The organism is Actinopolymorpha rutila, assembly GCF_013407855.1.
GTDB classification, from domain to species: domain Bacteria; phylum Actinomycetota; class Actinomycetes; order Propionibacteriales; family Actinopolymorphaceae; genus Actinopolymorpha; species Actinopolymorpha rutila.
The window spans coordinates 4,097,830-4,121,214 of sequence record NZ_JACBZH010000001.1 but is presented as its reverse complement, the minus strand read 5'-3'; the positions used below and the strand labels follow the sequence as shown (position 1 = coordinate 4,121,214).

At 70.3% G+C, this 23,385-nt stretch carries 20 protein-coding genes; 8 read left to right on the top strand and 12 right to left on the bottom strand.

Annotated elements, in window-relative coordinates:
* The first annotated feature begins 5 nt into the window (after window positions 1–5).
* The gene (ettA, locus tag F4554_RS18355) at window positions 6–1,688 is read left to right on the top strand and encodes an energy-dependent translational throttle protein EttA (RefSeq protein ID WP_179788708.1); all 1,683 of its coding nucleotides are present in this window, start codon (window positions 6–8) and stop codon (window positions 1,686–1,688) included.
* Window positions 1,689–1,796: 108 nt separating this feature from the next.
* Here the strand turns inward: ettA and F4554_RS18350 are convergent, their stop codons facing one another.
* On the bottom strand, window positions 1,797–2,399 hold the full coding sequence (locus F4554_RS18350; protein ID WP_337796091.1) for a MarR family winged helix-turn-helix transcriptional regulator: 603 nt from the start codon (window positions 2,397–2,399) through the stop codon (window positions 1,797–1,799).
* Between the two features lie 75 nt (window positions 2,400–2,474).
* Here F4554_RS18350 and F4554_RS18345 point away from each other — a divergent pair, with 75 nt between their 5' ends.
* On the top strand, window positions 2,475–3,026 hold the full coding sequence (locus F4554_RS18345; RefSeq protein WP_179788707.1) for a YceI family protein: 552 nt from the start codon (window positions 2,475–2,477) through the stop codon (window positions 3,024–3,026).
* A 260-nt stretch (window positions 3,027–3,286) separates the two neighbouring features.
* Complete coding sequence (locus F4554_RS18340; RefSeq protein WP_179788706.1) at window positions 3,287–3,709, top strand: thioesterase family protein; 423 nt, start codon at window positions 3,287–3,289, stop codon at window positions 3,707–3,709.
* Window positions 3,710–3,728: 19 nt separating this feature from the next.
* Here F4554_RS18340 and F4554_RS18335 read toward each other — a convergent pair whose 3' ends face one another.
* Window positions 3,729–4,388 carry a DUF1707 domain-containing protein gene (locus F4554_RS18335; protein WP_179788705.1) on the bottom strand — a complete coding sequence of 220 codons (660 nt, stop codon included), beginning with the start codon at window positions 4,386–4,388 and terminating at the stop codon, window positions 3,729–3,731.
* Window positions 4,389–4,664: 276 nt separating this feature from the next.
* On the opposite strand from F4554_RS18335, the gene F4554_RS18330 reads away from it, so the two are divergent.
* Complete coding sequence (locus F4554_RS18330) at window positions 4,665–6,113, top strand: Gfo/Idh/MocA family oxidoreductase (protein ID WP_179788704.1); 1,449 nt, start codon at window positions 4,665–4,667, stop codon at window positions 6,111–6,113.
* A 40-nt stretch (window positions 6,114–6,153) separates the two neighbouring features.
* Here F4554_RS18330 and F4554_RS18325 read toward each other — a convergent pair whose 3' ends face one another.
* The 8 genes from F4554_RS18325 to F4554_RS18290 form a co-directional block, all read right to left on the bottom strand.
* Window positions 6,154–8,415, bottom strand: a complete 2,262-nt coding sequence (locus tag F4554_RS18325) for a glycoside hydrolase family 95 protein (RefSeq protein ID WP_420360754.1) — start codon at window positions 8,413–8,415, stop codon at window positions 6,154–6,156.
* 298 nt (window positions 8,416–8,713) lie between these two features.
* Entirely contained in the window at window positions 8,714–10,390 is a 1,677-nt protein-coding gene (locus F4554_RS18320; RefSeq protein ID WP_179788703.1) for a glycoside hydrolase family 13 protein, read from the bottom strand.
* 61 nt (window positions 10,391–10,451) lie between these two features.
* Entirely contained in the window at window positions 10,452–10,850 is a 399-nt protein-coding gene (locus F4554_RS18315; protein ID WP_179788702.1) for a globin, read from the bottom strand.
* Window positions 10,843–11,913 (bottom strand): ABC transporter ATP-binding protein, encoded by a 1,071-nt coding sequence (locus F4554_RS18310; protein WP_179788701.1) that lies wholly within the window; start codon window positions 11,911–11,913, stop codon window positions 10,843–10,845. The genes F4554_RS18315 and F4554_RS18310 overlap by 8 nt, the downstream gene beginning before the upstream one ends.
* The gene (locus F4554_RS18305; protein ID WP_179788700.1) at window positions 11,910–12,935 is read right to left on the bottom strand and encodes an ABC transporter ATP-binding protein; all 1,026 of its coding nucleotides are present in this window, start codon (window positions 12,933–12,935) and stop codon (window positions 11,910–11,912) included. The genes F4554_RS18310 and F4554_RS18305 overlap by 4 nt, the downstream gene beginning before the upstream one ends.
* The gene (locus tag F4554_RS18300) at window positions 12,936–13,913 is read right to left on the bottom strand and encodes an ABC transporter permease (RefSeq protein WP_238341336.1); all 978 of its coding nucleotides are present in this window, start codon (window positions 13,911–13,913) and stop codon (window positions 12,936–12,938) included.
* Window positions 13,910–14,995 carry an ABC transporter permease gene (locus F4554_RS18295; RefSeq protein ID WP_179788699.1) on the bottom strand — a complete coding sequence of 362 codons (1,086 nt, stop codon included), beginning with the start codon at window positions 14,993–14,995 and terminating at the stop codon, window positions 13,910–13,912. Before F4554_RS18295 ends, F4554_RS18300 begins: the two co-directional genes overlap by 4 nt.
* 9 nt (window positions 14,996–15,004) lie before the next feature.
* Entirely contained in the window at window positions 15,005–16,831 is a 1,827-nt protein-coding gene (locus F4554_RS18290; RefSeq protein ID WP_179788698.1) for an ABC transporter substrate-binding protein, read from the bottom strand.
* Between the two features lie 375 nt (window positions 16,832–17,206).
* On the opposite strand from F4554_RS18290, the gene F4554_RS18285 reads away from it, so the two are divergent.
* The gene (locus F4554_RS18285; protein ID WP_179788697.1) at window positions 17,207–17,635 is read left to right on the top strand and encodes an OsmC family protein; all 429 of its coding nucleotides are present in this window, start codon (window positions 17,207–17,209) and stop codon (window positions 17,633–17,635) included.
* Window positions 17,636–17,664: 29 nt separating this feature from the next.
* Here the strand turns inward: F4554_RS18285 and F4554_RS18280 are convergent, their stop codons facing one another.
* Window positions 17,665–18,576, bottom strand: coding sequence for a mechanosensitive ion channel family protein (locus F4554_RS18280; protein ID WP_179788696.1), 912 nt, complete (start codon window positions 18,574–18,576; stop codon window positions 17,665–17,667).
* Between the two features lie 291 nt (window positions 18,577–18,867).
* On the opposite strand from F4554_RS18280, the gene F4554_RS18275 reads away from it, so the two are divergent.
* The 3 genes from F4554_RS18275 to F4554_RS18265 all read left to right on the top strand — a co-directional run bounded on the left by F4554_RS18275 (window position 18,868) and on the right by F4554_RS18265 (window position 20,564).
* On the top strand, window positions 18,868–19,266 hold the full coding sequence (locus F4554_RS18275; RefSeq protein WP_179788695.1) for a hypothetical protein: 399 nt from the start codon (window positions 18,868–18,870) through the stop codon (window positions 19,264–19,266).
* Window positions 19,253–19,642: a DUF5130 family protein gene (locus F4554_RS18270; RefSeq protein WP_179788694.1), complete on the top strand. Its 390-nt coding sequence runs from the start codon at window positions 19,253–19,255 to the stop codon at window positions 19,640–19,642. Before F4554_RS18275 ends, F4554_RS18270 begins: the two co-directional genes overlap by 14 nt.
* A 61-nt stretch (window positions 19,643–19,703) precedes the next feature.
* The gene (locus F4554_RS18265; RefSeq protein ID WP_179788693.1) at window positions 19,704–20,564 is read left to right on the top strand and encodes a nucleotidyltransferase domain-containing protein; all 861 of its coding nucleotides are present in this window, start codon (window positions 19,704–19,706) and stop codon (window positions 20,562–20,564) included.
* A 103-nt stretch (window positions 20,565–20,667) separates the two neighbouring features.
* Here F4554_RS18265 and pepN read toward each other — a convergent pair whose 3' ends face one another.
* On the bottom strand, window positions 20,668–23,223 hold the full coding sequence (gene pepN / locus F4554_RS18260) for an aminopeptidase N (protein WP_179788692.1): 2,556 nt from the start codon (window positions 23,221–23,223) through the stop codon (window positions 20,668–20,670).
* Window positions 23,224–23,385 lie beyond the last annotated feature (162 nt).

Sequence of the window (23,385 nt, the reverse complement as noted above, 5' to 3'; positions counted from 1 at the left end):
ATCGCGTGCCGGAGTACATCTACACGATGCGGGGCGTCCGCAAGTCGCTCGGCGACAAGGTCGTCCTCAACGACGTGACGCTCTCCTTCCTACCCGGTGTGAAGATCGGTGTGGTTGGTCCCAACGGGACGGGTAAGTCCACTCTGCTCAAGATCATGGCCGGGATGGAGAACGTCTCCAACGGTGACGTGCTGCTCGCGCCCGGTTCGTCCGTGGGCATCCTGCTTCAGGAGCCACCCCTGACCGAGGACAAGACCGTCCTGGAGAACGTCCAGGAAGGGGTGGCCGAGACCAAACAGATGCTCGACCGCTTCAACGAGATCTCCGCCGAGCTCGCCGACCCCGACGCCGACTACGACACGCTCCTCGCCGAGATGGGGGAGCTGCAGACCCAGCTCGACCATCGCGACGCCTGGGACCTCGACTCCCGGCTGGACATGGCGATGGACGCACTGCGCTGTCCGCCCGGCGACTCCGACGTCACCCGCCTGTCCGGTGGCGAGCGGCGCCGGGTCGCGCTCTGCAAGCTGCTGCTGTCCCAGCCCGACCTGCTGCTGCTCGACGAGCCCACCAACCACCTCGACGCCGAGAGTGTCCAGTGGCTGGAGCAGCACCTGGCCGCCTACCCCGGGACCGTGCTGGCCGTCACCCACGACCGGTACTTCCTGGACAACGTCGCGGGCTGGATCCTCGAGCTCGACCGGGGCAAGGCCCACCCGTACGAGGGCAACTACTCCACCTACCTCGAGACCAAGCAGCAGCGGCTGTCCGTCGAGGGCCGAAAGGACGCCAAGCGTCGCCGGATCCTCGAACAGGAACTGGAGTGGGTGCGGTCCAACCCCAGGGCCCGTCAGGCTAAGAACCGCGCTCGTCTGCAGCGGTACGAGGAGCTGGCGGCCGAAGCCGAGCGGGTCAAGAAGATCGACTTCGAGGAGATCCAGATCCCGCCGGGCCCGCGCCTCGGCAACGTCGTCCTCGACGCGCACGGCCTCAAGAAGGGGTTCGGTGACCGCGTTCTCATCGACGACCTGTCGTTCTCGCTCCCCAGGGCTGGCATCGTCGGTGTCATCGGCCCCAACGGTGTCGGCAAGACGACCCTCTTCCGCATGATCGTGGGCGAGGAGAAGGCCGACGCCGGCGATCTGCGGGTGGGGGAGACGGTCAGCATCTCCTACGTCGACCAGACCCGCGCCAAGCTCCCCGCGGAGAAGAACGTGTGGGAGACCGTTTCGGACGGCCTGGACTGGATCCGGGTTGCCAGCTTCGAGATGCCGAGCCGTGCCTACGTCGCGTCGTTCGGATTCAAGGGGCCTGACCAGCAGAAGCGCGCCGGCATCCTCTCCGGCGGCGAGCGCAACCGGCTCAACCTCGCGTTGACGCTGAAGCAGGGCGGCAACATGCTCCTGCTCGACGAGCCCACAAACGACCTCGACGTCGAGACGCTCCAGTCACTGGAGAACGCGCTGCTGGAGTTCCCCGGCTGTGCAGTCGTGACCTCCCACGACCGGTGGTTCCTCGACCGGGTGGCGACCCACATCCTCGCCTGGGAAGGTACGGACGAGAACCCCGGCAAGTGGTTCTGGTTTGAAGGCAACTTCGCCGACTACGAGGCGAACAAGATCGAGCGGCTCGGACCCGAGGCGGCCCGGCCTCACCGGGTCACCTACCGCCGGCTCACCCGCGACTGACGTGGTCAGGCAGTCAGCCCGTCACTCGGTGAGTGACGGGCTGACAGCGGCCCTCTCGTGATCGCGGCGCGATTGCCCAGGCCGCGCGCTGTTCCGGGCGGCCCGGGCTCAGTCAGCTGTTGACGTCTCCGGGGTGGCAGGTGCATCGGCATCGGCCACCCCGTTGTCGTTTTCCTCGCCCGGGTATGCCGCAGCCACGTCATTCACACGGTCGCGCGGCTTGCCTGCCAACGCCGCCGTGTTCCGGGCGCTCACCGCGGCGAACACCCGGCCGAGCGCCGCCAGATCATCCTCACTCACCAGGTCGATCAGCCCGTCCCGCACACCTGCCACGTGGTGCGGGGCAGTCTCCACCAGCCGGGCGTAGCCCTTGTCCGTGAGCCGGGCCAGGACACCGCGCCGGTCGGACGGGCAGGCCTCGCGCTCGACCATGCCAGCTGACTCCATCCGGGCGATGGTGTGCGTGAGCCGGCTTCGGGAGTGATGCACCGACTGGGCGAGCTCGGCCATCCGGAGAGTGCGCCCCGGTGACTCCGACAGCCGAACCAAGATCTCGTACTCCGGCATCGACAGCCCCAGAACCCGCAGATCGCGGTCGATGCGCTCCATCAACTGCGCGCTTCCGAGGAGGTAGGCGCGCCAGGCTCGCTGCTGATCAGCGCTGAGCCACTTCGTTGATCCCATGCGTTCAGCATACTGGATGGTTGACATTTCAACCACCATCCTGGCATCATGGCGGACGTAGGAAGGTTGAACCTTCAACATACTGCTGTGGAGGGCTATCCCATGAGCACCCTGACGACCCCGACCGAGCTGACCGCCGGCACCTGGACCATCGACCCCGTTCACTCCGAGGTCGGCTTCACTGTCCGTCACCTCATGACCAAGGTGCGTGGTTCGTTCCGCGACTTCGAAGGAAACCTCGAGATCGCCGGCGACGCGGCCGTGTCCAAGGTCAACGTTCAGGTCCAGCTGGCCTCGATCGACACCGGAAACCAGCAGCGCGACGACCACGTTCGCTCCGGTGACTTCTTCGACATCGAGAAGTTCCCGACGATGACCTTCGTGTCCACCGGCGTGCGTCCGCACGACGACGGATTCGTCCTGGTCGGTGACCTCACCGTCAAGGGCGTCACCAAGCAGGTCGAGCTGGTCGGCGAGTACCTCGGTGTCGAGGACGACGCCTACGGCAACACCCGCGCGGGGTTCGACGCCAGCACGACCATCAACCGCAAGGACTTCGGCGTCGACGCCAACGTCCCGCTCGGCGGTGAGAAGTTCCTGATCGGCAACGAGATCGCCGTCCAGCTCTCGGTCCAGGCGGTCCTGCAGAAGTAAGCACGGCCCGTACGTCCCACGGCAGCAGCGGGGTGGCTCGGGTATTGCTCGAGCCACCCGTTGCTCGTCTTCAGTACTTGCGTGCGTACTCGGCGCTGGGCTGTCCACCGGCGCGCGGGTCAGCCGAACCGGTCGGGAGCAGGCGCGGCGCCCTACGTGGAGCGAGTGCCATACGCGGGGCCCCGGGCCCGTGCGTGGACCAAGCGCCCGGCGTGGACCGGGCAGACCCGGCCTGCCGGTGGCCTGAGAGGATCGCTACCGTGAGTCGCTTCCTCTTCCGCTGCCCGCTGCGCTGGTCCGACATGGACGCATACGGGCATGTGAACAACGTGGTCTACCTCCGCTACCTGGAGGAGGCGCGGGTCGCGATGTTCTTCGAGGGCGCGCGGACCGCCGGTGTGAGCACGTTCGAGGGAGAGCTCGTCGTCGTCCGGCACGAGATCGACTACCGCCGCCCGCTCGTGTTCGGGCCCGAGCCGATCGTGGTCGAGACCTGGGTGACCGACATCCGGAACTCGTCCTGCTCGCTGCGCTACGAGGTCAGGAACTACGACCTGGTGTACGCCGAGGCGCGCAGTGTGCTCGCCGCCTACGACGCGAAGGCCGGCCACGCCCGCCGGCTGAACGACCCCGAGCGCGCCTGGCTGGAGAAGTTCCGCGACGACGCCGCGCCGACGGGGTAAGAGGGCCCTAGGACAGGCCCTACGCCGGCTCGGCCTCGGCGCGCTGCGGGTCGCCGCCCTTGCGGCGCTTCTGCTTCACGTCGATCCCGCCCCAGAACGCGAACCCGGTGACGCGGACGATCGGCCTGCCATCCTGCGGATCGGCGTGCTGGGAGGTGCCGTCGAATCCGCCCATGATGCCCACGCCGTCGATGATGACCGCGACGTCATCGGGGACGACGATCTCGATGCCGCCCATCACCGCGAAGGCCCGGATCGTCGTCTCCTGCTGGGTGAACCGCGCCTCGCGCAGGTCGAGCTGGACGCCGCCCATCATGGCGAACGCGGTGTAGGCGGGCGGCACCAGCCAGGCGCCGCGCCGGGTGGCTCCCGACAGCACCGCGATCGAGAACGACTGGCCGGCGGCGCCGCCGGTGATCCGCGAGTCGAGACCCGAGGGGGCCGAGGCCGGCCGGGGCGGGTGCTCGACGGTCGACCCCACGCCGGGCAGGTCGGTGGTGAAGCGTTCAAGCTCGGCGTAGGTCTTGGCCGCGTAGACGCCCTCTAGTCGCTCGTCGAGTTCGTCCAGGGTGAGGCGGCCCTCCCCGGCGGCGTCGCGGAGGACGTCGGCGACACGCTGCCGGTCGGCGTCCGAGGCCCGCAGGTGGCTCGGGCCGGTGGGTTCGGGAAGCTGGCTCACGGCGCAAGTTTAGGGTCTGGCCCGCCGATCACGGGCGATTGCCTACCGGGCGGCAGAGTCCGGACTCCGTACGTCCGCAGGCCGACGTCGCCTTGCCACTCGCCGCCGCCGTGGTCTACGTTCCGAGCAAGCGCTTACCCGCCTGCCCGAACGCCCCTGCCGCGAAGGCAGGTGCCCGGGCCGGCAGGAGCGCCGTTCGGCTGGCGTGGATCGCCAGCAGTTCGCCGGGTAGTTTCGCCGAGCAGGTGTAGTGCAGACCGCCGAGAGGGAGTCTCGATGACCACGGAGCAGCCGTCCACCGAGGAGAGCGCCGTCGCCGCCGGAACCACCATGGCCGGGTCCGGCGGCGGGCGGACCAGATACGCCGTGGTCGGGCTGGGCTCGCGCTCGCGGATGTTCACCACCGCGCTGCTCACCGAGTACCGGGACCGGGGCGAGCTGGTGGCCCTGTGTGACCCGAACGAGACGCGGATGAGCTTCCACAACAAGTCGTTCGCCGATGAGCACGGCACCCAGCCGATCCCGACGTACCGTCCGGACGAGTTCGTCTCGATGCTTGCCGAGCAACGCGTGGACGTGGTGATCGTGACGTCGATGGACCGTACGCACGACCACTACATCGTCACCGCCATGGAGAACGGCTGCGACGTCATCAGCGAGAAGCCGCTGACCACCGACGCCGACAAGTGCCAACGCATCCTTGACACCCAGGCGCGCACCGGCCGCAAGCTGACCGTCTCGTTCAACTACCGCTACGCGCCGCGCAACTCCGCGGTCAAGGAAATCATCCAGTCCGGCGCTATCGGCGACGTCCTGTCCGTCCACTTCGAGTGGGTGCTGGACACGAAGCACGGAGCGGACTACTTCCGTCGCTGGCACCGCGACAAGCGCAACTCCGGCGGCCTGATGATCCACAAGGCCAGCCACCACTTCGACCTGGTCAACTGGTGGCTGGGCGAGACCCCGCGGACCGTCTTCGGTTTCGGCGACCTGAAGTTCTACGGCCGTGACAATGCCGAGAGCCGCGGCGAGGCGCCCCGCCCCTACCGCAGCCACGGAAGCCCCGACCTGGAATCCGACCCGTGGGCGATCGACATCGCCGGAGAACCGACGCTGCGCGCGCTCTACCTCGACGCCGAGCACGAGGACGGCTACATCCGTGACCGCAGTGTCTTCACCGACGGCATCAGCATCGAGGACGACATGGCGGTGCTGGTGAAGTACCGCTCCGGCGCAACTCTGACCTACCACCTCACGGCGTACTCGCCGTGGGAGGGCTACCGCGTCATGTTCAACGGCACCAGGGGCCGGCTCGAACTCGACGTGGAGGAACGCTCCTACGTCAGCGGCGCCGCGCAGGATCCGAACAAGCCGGGTGCCGGTGGCGCGGACGACACCGACCCGACGAACCCCGAGCAGAGCGCGGACAGGCCGCCGGTCAAGCCGATCGACGCGGCGCGGCTGACGCTACGTCCGCTGTGGGACGTCCCCCGCCGGGTGGAGGTCGAGGAGGGCAGCGGCGGCCATGGTGGCGGCGACCGGCGGCTGCTGAACGACCTGCTCGGCGACGCCGAGGCGGACCCGCTGGGCCGCGCGGCCACCCACGTCGACGGGGCGTACGCGATGCTCGTCGGCGCGGCCGCCAACCGTTCGTTCGCCACCGGAGCTCCGGTCGAGATCGCCGACCTCGTGGCGTTCCCCAGCGGCGGAGCAGAGTCGAGGTAACCCCGCCGCAGCGAAGGAAGTCGAGGCTGCGGGCCAGGGGTCAGGCGGCCCGCAGCCGGTAACGGTGGCCGGCCTGTGCGGTGAAGCCGATCACGTCGTCGACACCGTCGCGGCTGTGCGGCACGACCTCGCCGGTGGTGCGGTCGCACAGGGAGTACGCCGCACCCACGAGGTTCGTGGACAGGCGCAGGTCGCGGGTCTGCCCGGGCAACAGGTCGATGCGATCCGCCCGGCAGTCCACCCAGGTGGCGTCCACGGTGATGTCACCACGGGCCCGCAGCCCGCACACCCGCCCTCGGGACCACACCGCGGGCAGGGCCGGAAGCACGTGCACGAACGCCGTCCGGCCTTCCAGCCTGCTCTGCAGCAACATCTCGGCCACCCCGGCCGTGGCACCGAGGTTGCCGTCGATCTGGAACGGCGGATGGGTGTCCCACAGGTTGGGCAAGGTGGAGTTGCGCAGGAGTTCGCGCAGCATCAGGTGGGCGTGGTCACCGTCGAGCAGGCGCGCCCAGAAGTTGACCTTCCAGGCCTTGCTCCAGCCGGTGCCGCCGTCTCCACGGGCGCGCAGGGACACCTGCGCCGCCTTGGCGAGCTCCGGTGTGGTGAGCGGGGACACCTGACCGCCCGGGTGCAGCGCGTAGAGATGGGATACGTGCCGGTGGTCGTCGGTGGCGACGTCCAGGTCGCCCTTCCACTCCTGCAGCTGTCCCCAGGAGCCGACCCGCAGGCCGGGATCGAGGCGGGCCAGAGTGTCAACCAGGCGTTGACGGAGTTCGTCGTCGGTGTCCAGCACCTGCGCGGCTGCAGCTGTGTTCGTCAGCAGGTCCCACACGATTTGCTGCGACATCGACGCGCCGGCAGTCACCGGACCGTGCTCGGGTGAGTAGCTCGGGGACACGACCAGCGTCCCGTCGGCGTCCTCGACGAGGAACCCGAGCCAGAACCGCGCCGCCTCGGCCATGACCGGGTAGGCGCGTTCGCGCAGGAACTCCACGTCGCCACCGAACTCGTAGTGCTCCCACAGATGGCGGCACAGCCACGCGCCGGCTTCGGGAAACCAGAACGCCGTCGGCCAGTCGTGCACGCCGGTGAATCCCCAGACGTTCGTCTGGTTCTGGACCATCCAGCCGCCGACGCCGCAGATCCGGCGCGCAGCCTCCCGGCCAGGGGGCCGCAGGCCGTCGATGTAGTCCACCAGCGGCCCGACGGTTTCGGCGAGGTTGGTGACGTGGGCCGGCCAGTAGTTCATCTGCAGGTTGATGTTGACGTGGTAGTCGCTGTTCCACGGCGGTGTGGTCGAGGTGTTCCAGCCGCCCTGCAGGTTGGCCGGCAGCGAACCCGGCCGGGACGAGGCGATCAGCAGATATCTGCCGTACTGGAAGAACAACGTCTCCAGCTCGCGGGCGTCCGGACCGCTTCCGTCGTAGCGGGCGAGGAGTTCGTCGGTGGGCATCGGTGAGCGCGCGGGCTGGCCGAGATCGAGGTGTACGCGGCCGAAGAGGTTCGCGTGGTCGGCGACGTGTGCGGCGCGCAGACTCGCGTACGGCTGTGCGGCGGCGGCGTTGACCCGGCGGGTGAGCCGACGGTGCGGGTCGCGGCGGCGATAGTCGGGAAACGTGGGGGAGTACGACGTGCCGGCGCCGAGGATGACGGTGACCGCGTGCGCCTCCCGGACGAGCACGGATTCCTCGCAGTCGAAGAGCATTCCGTCCTCGGCGATGACCAGCACCTGCGCCTCGTAGCCGAGCTGGTTGTCGGGAAGTGAACCGCGGACGGTGATCCGGCCGTTGTGCACCCGCACGTGCGCACCCGGATGCGGCGACTCCAGGCACACTGTCAACGACAGGTTGCGCGGCTCGCTCGCGCGCAGTCTGGTGACCAGCACGTCGGCGGGATAACTGGCGAAGTGCTCGCGGGTGAAGTGCACGCCGTCCAGGTGGTAGTCGACCCAGGCGACTCCCTCGGACAGGCTGAGACCTCGCCGGTAGTCGAGCGGAGCCGCGCCCGGATCGTGCAGGTCGAGCACGAGGGTGCCGAACGGCTGGAACGCGCCGAACGCCGTGGCGTGCTGGCCGAGTGCGGCCGCGAGCCGAGCGGGCTCGACCGCCCCGGAGGCGGCGATCTCCCGGCGCACTTCGTTCAGCGCGTCGGGACGGGGCTGCTCCCACAGGCCGAAGCGGTAGGGCCGGCCGTCGTCGACCGCGCCCGGTCCGCCGGTCCACAACGACTTCTCGTTCAGGGCAAGGCGTTCGGTGGCGACTCCGCCGAACACCGACGCGGCAAGACCGCCGTTGCCGATCGGCAGCGACTCGCGCTCCCAGTCGTCGGCCGGCGCTTCGTACCACAGCGTCGACGCGTCGACGGCATCGGGAATCGAGGGGTCGGCAGCCGATCGTGAGGACGTGATGGCGAGCCTCCTGACGGTTGAGGTCGGGAACGGGCTCGAGCTAGTCCTTGATCGTACCTCCGCGATTTCGGTCGTGTCAGGAAGAGAGCGTCACTCGTGATGAGCGAAGTAGGACAGGCGAAACGAAGCCGCCGGGCGGTGAAGTCCCCGTGGGAACCACCGCCCGGCGGCCGTCGCGTCACGCGAGCTGTCAGGAGGACAGGCGCAACCACACCGAGGTGTCGGTGGGCAGCTTGCCGTCCGGCAGCGGGGCACTGGCCAGCAGAACCTCCGCGCCCGCGGGCAACTCCACCGGCTCCTGGCCGAGGTTGACCACGCACCGGAACGAGGAGCCACGGTCGAACATCAGCACGTCGGCGTCGCTGTCGCGCCACACCAGCTCGGCCTCGGTCTCGCGAGGCCCGGACAGCCCGGACAGCTCGGGCAGCGAACGCCGCACCGACAACGCCTCGCGGTAGAGCGAGAGGACGGAGTTCGGGTCGCCGGTCTGTGCCTGCACGCTGAACTCCTTCCACTCGGTCGGCTGGGGCAGCCACGGCTGCGCGTCACCGAAGCCGAGCGCGGGTCCCTCGCCGCTCCAGGGCAGCGGGACCCGGCAGCCGTCGCGGCCGCGGTGCTTGTTTCCGGACCGCTCCCAGATCGGGTCCTGCAGCGACGCGATCGGGAGGTCCTCCACCTCCGCCAGGCCGAGTTCCTCACCCTGGTAGACGTACGCGCCGCCGGGCAGGCTCAGCATCAGCAGCGTGGCGGCCCGGGCCCGCGCGCGTCCCAGCTCGAGGTCGACCGGAACGGTGCCGGCCGGCTTGGCGATGTCCGCGGCCGCCCGGCCGTAGCGGGTCACGTGCCGGATGACGTCGTGGTTGGACAGCACCCAGGTGGGCGGCGCGCCGACCTCGCTGAGCGAGCCAAGCGTGTGGTCGATGGAGGCACGCATCTGGGCGGCGTCCCAGCCGCGCTTGAGGAAGTCGAAGTTGAACGCGGTGTGCAGCTCGTCCGGGCGCAGGTAGCGCGCCAGCCGGTTGGCCTCCGTACGCACCCAGGCCTCGGCGACGAACACCCGAGCACCTTCCGGGGTGCCGGCGTAGGACTCGGCCACGGCCCGCCAGGAGCGGTAGATCTCGTGCACGCCGTCGCGGTCCCAGTGCGGGTGGTCGGCGAGCTCCGGCTCGGCGAGGAGCTCCTCGTCGTCCCAGCCGATGTCGGGCAGCGCCGGGTGCTTGTCCATCCCGTGCGCGACGTCGATCCGGAAGCCGTCCACGCCCCGGTCGAACCAGAACCGCAGGATGTCCTCGAACTCCCGGCGAACCTCCGGGTTGGACCAGTTCAGGTCGGGCTGCTCGGGCGCGAACAGGTGGAGGTACCAGTCCTCCGGCACGCCCTCCTCGTCCAGCAGGCGGTTCCACGCCGGACCGCCGAAGACCGAACGCCAGTCGTTGGGCGGGAACGCGCCGTCGGGCCCGTGGCCGGGACGGAACCAGTACCGCGCCCGCTCGGGCGAATCCGGATCGGCGGCCAGCGCCTCCTTGAACCACGCGTGCTGGTCGGAGGTGTGGTTGGGGACGATGTCCAGGATCACCCGCAGGCCGAGCTGGTGCGCCTCCGCGATCATCTCCTCGCCCTCGGCGAGGGTGCCGAACTCGGGTGCGATCGCGCGGAAGTCGGCCACGTCGTACCCGCCGTCGGCCATCGGCGAGACGTACCACGGGGTGATCCAGATCGCGTCCACCCCCAGCTCTGCGAGATAGGGCAGACGGGAGCGGATGCCGGCGATGTCGCCGATGCCGTCGCCGTTGCCGTCGGCGAAGCTGCGGATGTAGATCTGGTAGATGACGGCGGTACGCCACCAGTGGGGCGAGGAATTGCTCATGGAGGGGTAGCTTCCCGGTCGAGAGGGTTTTCGGCAAGGCCAGGCGAGGGTGCGGCGCTCCCTAGAACAGGTTGGGCCGCTGCCCCTCGACGGTGTTGACCATTGAGTTGGCGGCCATCACGAGGTACGTCCACAGCTGGTGCTCGTGCTCGGGGTCCAGGCCCAGCTCGTCCAGGGCCGTCCGCATGTGCCGCAGCCAGCGGTCGCGGGCGTCCTCGGTCACCGCGAACGGTACGTGCCGCATCCGCAGCCGTGGGTGACCGCGCTGCTCGGAGTAGGTGCGGGGGCCGCCCCAGTACTGCTCGAGGAACATCCGCAGCCGCACCTCGGCGGCGGCGAGATCCTCCTCGGGGTAGAGCGCCCGCAGCTCGGGGTCGGTCGCCACCCCGGCGTAGAACCGGGCCACCAGCCGCTCGAAGGTGGCGTGGCCGCCGACCGCTTCGTAGAACGTCTCACTCATCGCGTTCCATTGTGACAACAGGCGGCGGCGTGGCAGTCGCCAGGTGGCAGGCGACGTGATGGCGGTCCTGCTCGGCGCCGAGCACCGGCAGGGGAGTACGCAGGCACGACGGCGCGACCCCGGCCGCCTCGGACGCCCCGGAGGCCAGGGCGGGGCACCGCGGGTGGAACCGGCACCCCGCGGGGATCGACGTCGCGTCCGGCGGTTCACCGGACAGCACCATCGGTCCCGGGACCGGCGAGTCGGGCAGCACGGACACCAGCGCCCGCGTGTAGGGGTGGCGCGGCGCGGACAGGACCTCCTCGGTGGGCCCGGACTCCACGATCCGGCCGAGGTACATCACCGCCAGCCGGTCGGCGATGCTCCACGCCAGCCCCAGGTCGTGGGTGACCACCAGCGCCGCCAGCCCGAACTCGTCCCGCAGCCGCAGCAGCAACGCCAGGATCTCCCCGCGCACCGAGGCGTCCAGGGAGGCCACCGGCTCGTCGGCGATGATCACCTTCGGCTCGAGGACGAGCGCCCCGGCGATCACCACCCGCTGCCGCTGCCCGCCGGACAGCTCGTGGGGGTAGGCGAGGAAGAATCGCTCGGCCGGCCGCAGCCCGCACCGGGAGAGCGCCTGTGCGACCCGGTCGCGTTCGTTGTCGGTGATGCCGTGGATGCGCAGGCCCTCCGCGACCGCCTCGTAGACGGTGTGCCGGGGGTTGAGCGCGCCGGTCGGGTCCTGCAGGACGAGCTGGACCGCTCGCCGGTACGCCTTGAGCCCCGCGCCGGAGGTGGCCATCGGCGCACCGGCGTAGCTGAGCGTGCCGGCGCTGGGTTTGACCAGGCCGAGCATGGCCCGCGCCAACGTCGTCTTGCCGCAGCCGGACTCACCGGCCAGGGCGAGGATCTCCCCGGGCGCGAGGTCGAGGTCGACCCCGTCCACGGCCCGGGCCCGGCGGCCGCCGCGTACGCCGAAGTCGACGTGCAGGCCGCGGGCGGACAGGACCGGCCCTGCCGGCCGCTCGGCCGGCTGCTCGGCGGGCTGACCGGACCGCTGCTCGGCCGCCTGGTCGGTCATCGCGTTCTCCTCGAACGTTCGTCCGCCTCGTCGGCCCCGTCGACATAGACGCGAGCCCCCGGATACCCCTCGACGCGTACGCAGGCCGCCGCCCGCTCCGGCCCGGCCGGCCACAGCTCCACCGGCGTCGACGAGCACTCGGGGAGTACGACCGGGCAGCGCGGGTGGAACGGGCAGCCGCCGGGGATGTCGGTCGGGTCCGGCGGGTCGCCGCCCAGGCCGCGCGGGCGCCCACGCGAGGCGAGGTCGCCGACGGTGGGGAACGCCGAGGACAACGCGGCGGCGTACGGGTGCCGCGGGTCGGCGAAGACGCTGCCGGCCGGGCCGAGCTCGACGACCTTGCCGGCGTACATCACCGCGAGCCGCCGGCAGTGCGCCGACAGCACCGACAGGTCGTGGCTGATCATCAGCAGGGCGATGTCGCGTTCGGCGACCAGCCGGCCGAGCAGCTCCAGCACCTGCGCCTGGATCATCACGTCCAGCGCCGTGGTCGCCTCGTCGGCGATGACCAGTCGCGGCGAGCAGGCCAGCGCCATGGCGATCATCACCCGCTGGCGCTGCCCGCCGGACAGTTCGTGCGGGTAGCTGCGGGCCCGCCACGCCGGCAGCCCCACCTGGGTGAGCAGGTCCTCCGCGCGGCGCAGCGCGGCCGCCACGCCGACGCGCTCGTGCACCAGGATGGGTTCGGCGACCTGCCGGCCGATCCGGTGGACGGGGTTGAGCGCGTGCATGGCGCCCTGGAAGACGATGGACGCGCCGGCCCAGCGGACCGCGCGCAGCTTCCCCCAGGACATGCCCAGCACGTTCTCGCCGTCCACCAGCACCTGCCCGTCGACGGTCGTGCCGGCCGGCAGCAGCCGGAGCATGGCCAGCGCGAGGCTGGACTTGCCGCATCCGGACTCACCGGCGATGCCCAGCGTCTCTCCCGGCGCCAAGGCGAGGTTGACACCGCGGACGGCGGGGATGTCGCCGCGCGAGCCGTGGTAGGTGACCGCCAGGTCGCGGATCTCCAGCAGCGACATCTACCGCCCCCGCAGTCTCGGGTTGAACACCGCTTCCAGCGCGCGCCCGCACAACGTGAAGCACAGGACGACGACCAGGATGGCCAGGCCGGGGGTGAGGAGGTACCACCAGGCGCCGAACGTCACCGCGCCGGAGGAGTTCGCCCGGCTGAGCATGCTGCCCCACGACACCCGGGCGGGGTCGCCGAGCCCGAGGAAGGACAGCGTGGCCTCGGCCAGCACGGCACTGGCGACCTCCAGCGTGGTGCTGGCCAGCACCAGCGGCATGACATTGGGGAGCACGTGCCGGGTCATCTGGTGCCAGTGGCCGGCACCGAGCGCACGGGCGCGTTCGAGGTACGGACGGGCCTCCACCGCGAGCGTCTGCGCCCGGATCAGTCGCGCGGTCCCCGGCCAGGACGTCACCCCGATCGCGATCACGATGGTGGTCAGGCTCGGACCGAGTACGGCGGCCAGCGCGATCGCCAGCACCAGGCGGGGGAGCACGATGAACCAGTCGGTCACCCGCATCAGCAGGCCGGTGAACCAGCCGCCGAAGTGCCCGGCGGCGATGCCGACCAGGGTGCCGATGCCCATCGCCAGCAGGGTGGCCGTCACCCCGACCAGGAGCGAGATCCGCGCACCCCACAGGGTGAGCAGCAGTACCGAACGGCCGGTCTCGTCGGTGCCCAGCGGGAACGCGGCGCTCGGCGGCTGCAGCCGGTCGCCGGTGGCCTGGGTGACGTCCAGCCCGGCGCTGTCGGTGATCAGGGGAGCGGCCAGGGCGAGTACGACGATGACCGCCATCCCGGCCAGGCCGGCCAGCCCGGCGGGCTGGCGCCGGTAGCCGGCCCAGAACCGGAGCAGGGCGGCCCTGCGGCGATCGCGGACCACCGAACGCACCGAGCGCAGCGTCCCGGCGCCGGCACCCGTCCCCTCGGTGTCGGCCGGCATCCCGCCGGAGCCGGCGGGTGTCCCGGTGTCGGGAGGTGTGGTCATGAGTGGCGCACCCTCGGGTCGAGGAACCGGTACACGACGTCGGCCGCGGTGTTGGCCAGGATCACCGCCGTGGAGAAGAACAGGAACGTCCCCTGCAGCAGCGGCAGGTCGGGGATGCGCAGCGCCTGGTAGGCGAGCAGCCCCAGCCCCGGCCAGCTGAACACCGTCTCGGTGAGGATCGCGCCGCCCACCACGCCGCCGAGCTGGAGGAAGACGAGGGTGACCGTGGGCAGCAGTGCGTTGGGTACGGCATGCCGGCGGCGGACGTCGTCGTCCCGCAGTCCCTTGGCGCGGGCCGTGACGAGATAGTCGGCGTCCTTCTCGTCCAGGATCGACGACCTCATCACCAGGACGTACTGCGCGTAGATCACAGCGGTCATGGTGAGCACCGGCAGCACCAGGTGGTGCAGCGTGTCGAGGGCCTGCGGCCAGAAGCCGTCCGGGGTGTACGGGGAGACCATGCCGTTGATGGGGAACAGCCCGAGGTACCGGGCGAACACCATGATGACGATCATCCCGAACCAGAACGTCGGTGCCGACCACAGCGTGAGCGACACGCCCACCTGCACCTTGTCGAACGTGCTGCCCTGCCGCCAGCCGGCGCGGGTGCCGATCCACAGCCCGAGCGACACGGCCAGCACGAGTGCGGTGCCGGTGAGCAGCACCGTGGCGCCGAGCCGGGCGCCGATCAGCGAGGTGACGGGCTGTTGGTACTGGTACGACTGGCCGAGGTCTCCGGTGAGCACTCCCTGCAGGTAGTGCACGAACTGCAGGGACAGCGGCTGGTCCAGGCCGAGCCGGTGCCGCAGCGCGGCGCGTTCGGCGGGGGTGGTCGGCACGTCCCTGGTCAGCGCGTCGACGGGATCGCCGCCGAGGATGCGGAACAGGAAGAACGCCGAGAACACCACCATCAGCAGCGACACCGCGGCGCCGCCCAGTTTGGCCAGGGCGTACTTCGCGAAGCCGCGGCCGGCAGCAGCCGGGCCCAAGCCGGCGCCGCCGCGGCCCGGGTCGTTCCTACCGTTCGAGCTGTTCGGCGCAGCGCCCGGCGACTCCGCGAGCAGCGAGGGGTCCATGCTCATGCGTGGCGGCTACTCCCGCTCGTCGGCGGTCCGGCGGCGGCGCACCGCGACCAGCGCGGCGGCCGCGGCGACCACGACGACGACCGCTCCGCCGCCGAGGTAGAGGCCGGTGCGCGACTCCTTCTGCTCCTCCTTCACCACCGGCTTGGCCGAGACGTAGGCCCAGTTGCCCTGCTGGCCGGAGATCATGCCCTGCTTGGCGGGCTGCTTGACGAAGCCGGTCCACCGGTCGCTGCGGTAGGCCTCCAGCGTGTCGGCGTACCGCAGGGTGATGACCGGCGCCTGGGTGTAGAGGATCTGCTGCATCTGCCTGACGAGCTGCGCCCGCTTGGCGAGGTCGCTCTCCCGCTTCTGCTGCTCGTGCAGCCTGTCGTAGGCGGGGTTGCAGTAGAACGTGTCGGTGTCGCGCTGGGTGCCGGAGGCGTCGTCGGGGAGCACCCCGCACGTGTGCAGGCTGAGGATCGACGTCGGGTCGGGCCCGACACCCCAGCCGGAGAAGATGATGTCGTACTTGCCGAGGTAGAGCAGGTCGTTGAGCTTGGTGAAGTCCGCGCTCTCGATCTTGGTGTCGATGCCGATCTGCTTCCACCAGCCCTTGAGATATTCGGAGTCGGTGGCCTCCGACGGGGTGTCGGCGTGGTTGAGCAGGCGGAACTTCAGCGGCCGGCCGTTGCCGGGCATCCGCCGGATGCCGTCGGGGCCGCGCTTGTAGCCCGCCTGGTCGAGGATCCGGTTGGCCTCGGCGATGTCGAACTTCACCTTCTCCGACGCACTGGGCTGCCAGAAGTACGTACTGAAGATCGGCGGGATGTAGCTCACACCGGGCTGGGCGAGGCCGTCGTTGACCTTCTTGATCAGCTCGTCCTTGTCGATGGCGTGGTGGATCGCCTGCCGCACCCGGGCGTCCTTCAGTGCGGGGTGCCCGTCACCGAACGCCTTGCCGTCCTTGGTGCGCGCGCCGACGTTGAACGTGATGGAGCCGAACCGGCGGTTCTGCGCCTGGTTGAGGGTGATCCCGGGCTTGTTCCGCAGCGCCTTGTACTGCGCGGGGGTCAGGCCGCTCACCAGGTCGACCTCACCGGCGAGCAGCGCCTGCACACTGGCGTCGGGGGTCTTGTAGTAGCGGAAGACGAGTTCGTCGTAGGCGGGCGCGCCGTCCCAATAGTCCTTGTTCGCCTTCAGCCGGATGTACTGGTCGGTCTTGAACTCCACCACCTGGAACGGCCCGGACCCGACCAGCGGGAAGTCGAAGTTCTTGTAGTCGCCGATGTTCTTCACCTTGGACCAGATGTGCTCGGGCACGATCGCGTTGTCGAGTGCGAGCATCTGGTTGGTCGGCTGCTTGAGCTTGATGACCAGGGTGGTGTCGTTCGGCGCGTTCACGCTGGCGAAGTTCTCCACCAGGTCGGAGGAGGACGCCCGGGCCGCCTTGTCGGTCATCATCAGGCGGTAGGTGAACTCCGCGTCGTGCGCGGTCAGCGGCTTGCCGTCGGAGAACTTCACGCCCTTGCGGATCGTGTAGGTCCAGGTCAGGTGGTCCGCCGACTCCTCCCACTTCGTGGCCAGGCCGGGGATCGGCCTGAAGTCCTTCGCACTCCAGTCGATGAGCGAGTCGTACGTCAGCCCGGCGACGGTGTAGCCGATCGCGAAGAACGACATGAACGGGTTGAACGTGTCCACCGACTGCGATGCGGCCACGACCAGCTGCTTCGGCTGCTTCTGCGCGGGCGCCTCCTCGGCGTGCCCGACGCCGGCCGGGAGTACGAGCGCGACCACGGCGAACACCGCCGCCAGGACGGCGAGGGCTCTCGTCCGCGATCGGGTGACTGTCCGCATGGGCTCCTCCTGAGACGACCACGAGGGTCCCCGCGACGGTGCGGTGCACGGGATCCACGAAGTGGGCTGTCACGAACGCGATCCCACAAGAAAGTTGCTGCCGAGCTGTGTGCCAGGCAAGTAACTGACGAAGATCGTCGACGAATGCTGACGTCCGGCGGTGGGCCGGGTCAAGGGGCGGGGCGGATCGGACACCGAGCCGTAACGCGAGTGACGCTGCGGTGAGCCATCGGCGCATGACGGCGGCAGATGACAGCGGCAGATGACAGCGGCGGATGACAGCGGCGGGGCCGCGGGTGGGACGGGCCGATCGCAGGGCAGGATGGCGTGGTAGGACGAAACCACCCGAACGACCACCGAACGACCGGAGGATCCATGGCCACCACGCGTACGGCGAACGCCCACTGGGAGGGCTCCCTGATGGAGGGGGCCGGCCGAGTCTCGCTGGACTCGTCGGGCATCGGCACCTACGACGTCACCTGGGCGTCGCGGGCCGAGAACGCCGCCAGCGGGCGGACCAGCCCGGAGGAGCTCATCGCCGCCGCACACTCGACCTGCTACTCGATGGCTCTCTCGCACGGGCTCGCCGGTGCGGGTACGCCGCCGGAGAAGGTCGACACGAAGGCGGACGTGACGTTCCAGCCCGGCGAGGGCATCACCGGCATCCACCTGACCGTGCGCGCCACCGTGCCCGGTCTGGACGCCGACGGGTTCGCGACCGCGGCCGAGACCGCCAAGGAGAACTGCCCGGTGTCGAAGGCGCTCGCCGGCACCAAGATCACCCTCGACGCCGCGCTGGTCTGAACGTCACACCGGAACGGGCCGGCCGGGGGTCACACCCCGGCGGCCTGGCCCGGCTGCCCGGGCCAGATCGGCGCGGGCACCCGGATGCCCTTGGCGTCGAAGAGTGCCTTCAGCCGCAGCCGCAGTTCCCGCTGTACGCCGAAGTGCTCGTTGGGCCGGGTCTTGCCGATCACCCGCAGGGTCAGCGCGGCGCCGTTGACCTCCTCGATCCCGACGACGTGCGGCGCCTCCAGGATCCGGTCACGGAACTCGTCCTCGTCGCTGAGCGTGCGAGCGGTCTCGTTGATGAGTTCCTCGACCTGCGCGACGTCCTCGTCGTAGGCGACCGAGACGTCGAGGACGAGGCTGGACCAGCCCTGGCTCTTGTTGCCCACGCGTACGATCTCGCCGTTGCGGACGTGCCACAGCACACCGTCGCCGTCCCGCAGCCGGGTCACCCGCAGGCCGATGCCCTCCACGGTGCCGGTGGCCTGGCCCATGTCGATGACGTCGCCGACGCCGTACTGGTCCTCCAGCAGCATGAACACGCCGGAGATGAAGTCCTTGACGAGGTTCTGGGCGCCGAAGCCGATCGCGACACCCACGACGCCGGCGCTGGCGATGATCGGCGCGAGGTTGTAGCCGAGCTGCTCCAGCACCATCAGGAAGGTGACGCCGAAGATCACCGCGGTGCTGATGCTCTTGAACAGCGATCCCAGTGCGTGCGCGCGCTGGGCCCGGCGCTCGTGGTAGAGCCCGCCGGGACTGGCCAGCAGGGCCGCCGCCTTCTGGCTGCCGAGGAAGTTCTTCGGCCTGGGCAGCCCGGCGGTCGTTCCGACCACCCGGTCGATCAGCCGGGCAAGGGCGAACCGGACGGCGACACCCAGCACGATCAGGAACGCGATGTGTGCGGGCACGTCGGCGAGCGCGGTGAATCGTTCCCAGGTGAGAGCGAGGGACATCAGTGGGTTCCCAGGTGGCGCGGGGACGTCGGACCGTCCCGAGCCTAAGAGGGTGCCCTGAGCGGACAGGCACCAGCCCGTGTGATGGCGGGTGTTGCCCGGGCGCACGAGGTGGTTCGGTTCGCGGGCGGTTCGTCCCCGGATGGGTGGTCCGCCCGGTTCGACGGTTGCCAGGTGGTTGCCCCATCCATGCCCGGTGGTGTGCCCCGATGGTTGCGCCGTGGTGTGCCCCGGGGTTCGACGGCGGGGCACTCGCGCGAGTGCGGGCGAGGGTGAGTACGGTTGTGCTCCGTGACGAAGGGTAGGGCGATGATCGGTCGGGCTTTGCCGCGTGTTCTCGTCGTGGGTTCCCTCGCGACCGTCGGTGCCGTCGGTTCGGCGGCTGTCGCGCTGGCGGGGACTCCCGACACCTGGACCAAGGAACCGCCGATGCCGATGATCGAGGTGCTCGGCATCTACGGCGGCATCCCGATCGGGCTGTTCGCGCTGATCACCTTGCTGGTGCTGACGCCGTCGCTGATCCGTGGTTCGCGCGTGCAGTCCGGCGCCTCCTGGAGCGGCCAGCCGGAGTGGTTCGGCGACCGGCCGGGCGACGAGGAGAGCGCGGAGGCCGACCGCACCGGGCGGTCCACAGGCGGTCCCGAAGGCCCCACCGGCGCCGGACGAGGGGGCGCGGGTGGCCAGTGGTGACACGCTCAGCCCGCGTGAGCGCGCCGACATCGAACGCGCGGTACGCGTCGCCGAGCAACTCTCCGGCCTGAGCTTCTCCGTCTACGTCGGCCCAGCTGAGACTCCCGCTCGCGGGTACGCCGAAAGCCTGCACGCCGAGCTCGCGGTCCCCGAACACAGCGTTCTGGTGATGGTCGACCCCGGCCGGCGCCAGCTGGAGATCGTGACCGGCACGGAAGCCCGTCGCCACCTCCGCGACACCGACTGCCAGCTGGTGGTGCTGGGTATGCGGTCGGCGTTCGCCGACGGTGACCTGGTGGGTGGCCTGGTGTCCGGCGTACAGCAGCTCGGCGACCACGCTCGCCACCCCCGCACGGTGCACACCGACGAGCCGTAGGATCCGCCTCACCCCCCCGCGATTGACCCAGCGAGGAGCCATCCCCATGGTCGCCCCTGGCATGTCGATTCCCTCAGCACTTGCTCCGCTGCCCGCCGGGTACGCCGATCTCTACCGGCGGCTGTACCACGTGGCCGATGCCGACGAACGGATCCGGGCGATGTGGCTGTCCGGGTCGCTGGCCCGTGGTGATGCCGACGCCGGGTCGGACCTGGACGTTCTCCTCGCCGTACGCGACGACGACTTCGATGCCTTCGTCGAGTCGTGGCGGGACTGGCTCGCTACCATCACGCCGACGCTGGTCGCCCGGGCACTGCCGTTCGCCCCAGGCGCCTTCTACTCCACGACGACGGACTGCCTGCGGCTGGACGTGGTGACCGAGCGGGTCTCCGGCCTGGCGGAGACGCCGCACCGCAGCCGGCTCGTCGTCCTGGACCGCGACGGGCTGGACGCCGCGGTGCCGGCCCGCGAGCCCGGCCGGGGCCCCGACACCGAGCAGATGGCCCGGCTGGTCGAGGAGTTCTTCCGGCAGCAGGCCATCTTTCCGGCGGCCGTGGTGGCGCGCGGCGACTGGCTGTGTGGCTGTGTCGGCGTGCAGCAGGCCCAGCAGATGCTGTACGACGTGTTCGTCCAGGCCAACCAGCCGCTGCCCCCGATGGGGATCAAGCGGTGGAGCGCGAAGCTCACCCCGGAACAGCGTGCGGTGCTGGAGAGCCTGCCCGCTCCCTCGCCGAACAAGCCGGCCTCGGTGATCACCGCTATGCGGGCGACCGCGCTGGCCTGGCGGTACGTCGGGCGGCAGGCTCTGGCCGCCGCCGGAGTGCCGTGGCCGGAGGAACTGGACCGCACTGTCGGCGCGTACTTCGACCGCGAGGTCCCCTCCTTCCTCGAGGCGACCTCGGCGCCTGACGCTCGTCCCTGAGACGGAAGGGCCGGTGCCAGGTCACCTGGCACCGGCCCTTCCGTTCGATCAGCGGCCCGAACTCCTCAGCCCAGCAAGGAATCCGTCCGGCGCGGGTGTCAACTCAGGCTTGCGCGTCGCGCTCCTGCGCCCGCAGGCCCCGCTCGATGTCGGCGACGCCCTCCTCGACCAGCCGGCGTACGGCGGGCACCGGCTGCTTCTGCTCCAGCCAGGCACGCACCCGGTCGACCGTGTCCTGGGTGGCCAGCTGGCGGGGGAACAGGCCGATCAGGACGTACTGCGCCATCTCGTTGGCCTTGCGGTCCCAGACCCAGCCGGCCGCGTCGAGGTAGCGGTCGACGTACTCCGCGAGCAGCTCCTCCTGGGCGGGCTGCCAGAAACCGCGGATGGTACGGAACTGCGTCTGGTTGGGTACGTCGTCGCGGTCGACGGCGATCTCCCAGGCGCGGGCCTTGGCCTCCGCCGTGGGCAGCGAGGCCCGGGCGTGCGCGGCGGCCTCCTGACCCTTGATGGTGGCGTCGCGTTCGAGTTCGGCGTTGATCCGCTCGTCGCCGATGGCACCGAGCCGGGCGAGGTTCTGCACCAGCAGCCAGCGCAGCTCGGCGTCGATGGCCAGGCCGTCCAGGACGACCGCGCCCTCGAGCAGGTCACCGAGGTAACCGGCGTGCTCGTCGATGGCCGCCGAGGCGAACGATCGTACGAGCGCGAGCTGGTGGTCGCTACTGGGCTCGGCGTCCTGGGCCAGGGCGAGCACGCCAGCGGCGAACGCCCGGCGCGCCTCCTCCCGCCGGTCCGGCGCGGTGTACATCTCCACCGCGGTGGCGGCGGTGCGCAGCAGCAGCTGGACGACGTTGATGTCCGGCTCCTTGCCCACCCCGCTCAGCACCAGCGCGAGGTAGTCGCGGGCCGCCAGCTCCGCGTCACGGGTCATGTCCCACGCGGCGGTCCAGCACAGCGACCGGGGCAGCGAGTCGGTCAGGTCGCCGATGTGGTCGACCAGGGTCGAAAGCGACCGGTCGTCGAGCCGGATCTTGGCGTAGGTGAGGTCGTCGTCGTTGAGCAGGATCAGGTCCGGGCGCCGGGCACCCACCAGCTGGGGCACTTCGGTGCGCTCGCCCACGACGTCCAGCTCCACCCGGTCGCGGCGGACCAGGCCCTCGTCGGTGCGGTCGTACAGGCCGACCGCCACCCGGTGCGAGCGCAGTGTGGGCTGCTCGGCGATCGCGGACTGCAGCACCGCGAACGAGCCGAACCGGCCTTCGGCGTCCTCGTCGAACTCCGGGCGCAGCGTGTTGACGCCGGCCGTCTCCAGCCACTCCCGGCTCCACGCGTCCAGGTCGCGGCCGCTGGTCTCCTCCAGCGCCTCACGCAGGTCGGCGAGCGAGGCGTTGCGCCATTCGTACGCCTTGAAGTAGTGCCGCAGCCCGGCGAAGAACTCCTCCCGCCCGACCCAGGCCACCAGCTGCTTCAGGACACTCGCGCCCTTGGCGTAGGTGATGCCGTCGAAGTTGACCTCGACGTCCTCGAGGTCGCGGATGTCGGCGGAGATCGGGTGCGTCGAGGGGAGCTGGTCCTGGCGGTAGGCCCAGGTCTTGTCGGTGTTGGCGAACGTCGTCCAGCCGTGCGTCCACCGGGTCGCCTCGGCCTGGCACAGCACGCTGGCGTACGTCGCGAACGACTCGTTCAGCCACAGGTCGTCCCACCAGCGCATGGTGACCAGGTCGCCGAACCACATGTGCGCCAGCTCGTGCAGGATCGTCACCGCCCGGGCCTCGTACGACGCGTCGGTGGTGCGGCTGCGATACAGGTACTCGTCCCGGATCGTCACGCAGCCGGCGTTCTCCATCGCGCCCATGTTGTACTCGGGCACGAACAGCTGGTCGTACTTCGCGAACGGGTAGGGGTAGTCGAACAGCTCCTCGAAGAACGCGAACCCGCGCTTGGTGACGTCGAAGATCTCCTCGGCGTCCAGGTGCTCGGCCAGCGAGGCGCGGCAGTAGACGTCCATCGGGATCTCGGCGTGCGTACCGGCGTAGGTGTCGCGGACCACGTGGTAGGGCCCGGCCACCAGCGCGGTGATGTAGGTCGAGATCCTCGGTGTCGCCGCGAACCGCCACACCGCCACGCCCTCGCCCGCGGCCTCCGGCTCGGGGGTGGGTGAGTTGGACACCACCCGCCAGGAGCTGGGCGCGGTGACCGTCAGCGCGAACGTGCCCTTGAGGTCGGGCTGCTCGAACGTCGCGTACATCCGGCGCGCGTCCGGCACCTCGAACTGGGTGTAGAGGTAGGCCTCGCCGTCCACCGGGTCGAAGAACCGGTGCAGTCCCTCACCGGTGTTCATGTACGCGGTGTCGGCGACCACCCGCAGCTCGTTCTCGGCGGCGAGGTCGGTCAGCGTGATCCGGGACCCGTCGTAGACCTCGGCGGGATCCAGCGAACGGCCGTTGAGGGTGACCTCGCGGACCGTGGGGGCGATCAGGTCGACGAACGTGCTCGCGCCGGACTCGGCGCTGGTGAAGCGGAGCACCGTCGTGGACGAGTACGTCCTGGCCTGCTGGTCGGTGGCGGTGGTCAGGTCGAGGTGTACGTCGTAACCGTCGACCGACAGGAGACGGGCGCGCTCACGGGCCTCGTCGCGGGTGAGGTTCGTGCCTGGCATGCCGGCCATCCTTCCACGCGCGGCGCGGCGGCGGCGACCGAGTAGCGGACGTGGAGCGGACGTGGAGCTGGCTGGCCATCGGCTCTCCGGCCGGGCGGGGTGGCCGACACCGGGCAGGCGAGCGCGACCGGGAATGCCGACGGGCCCGGGCCGGTTTGAGTT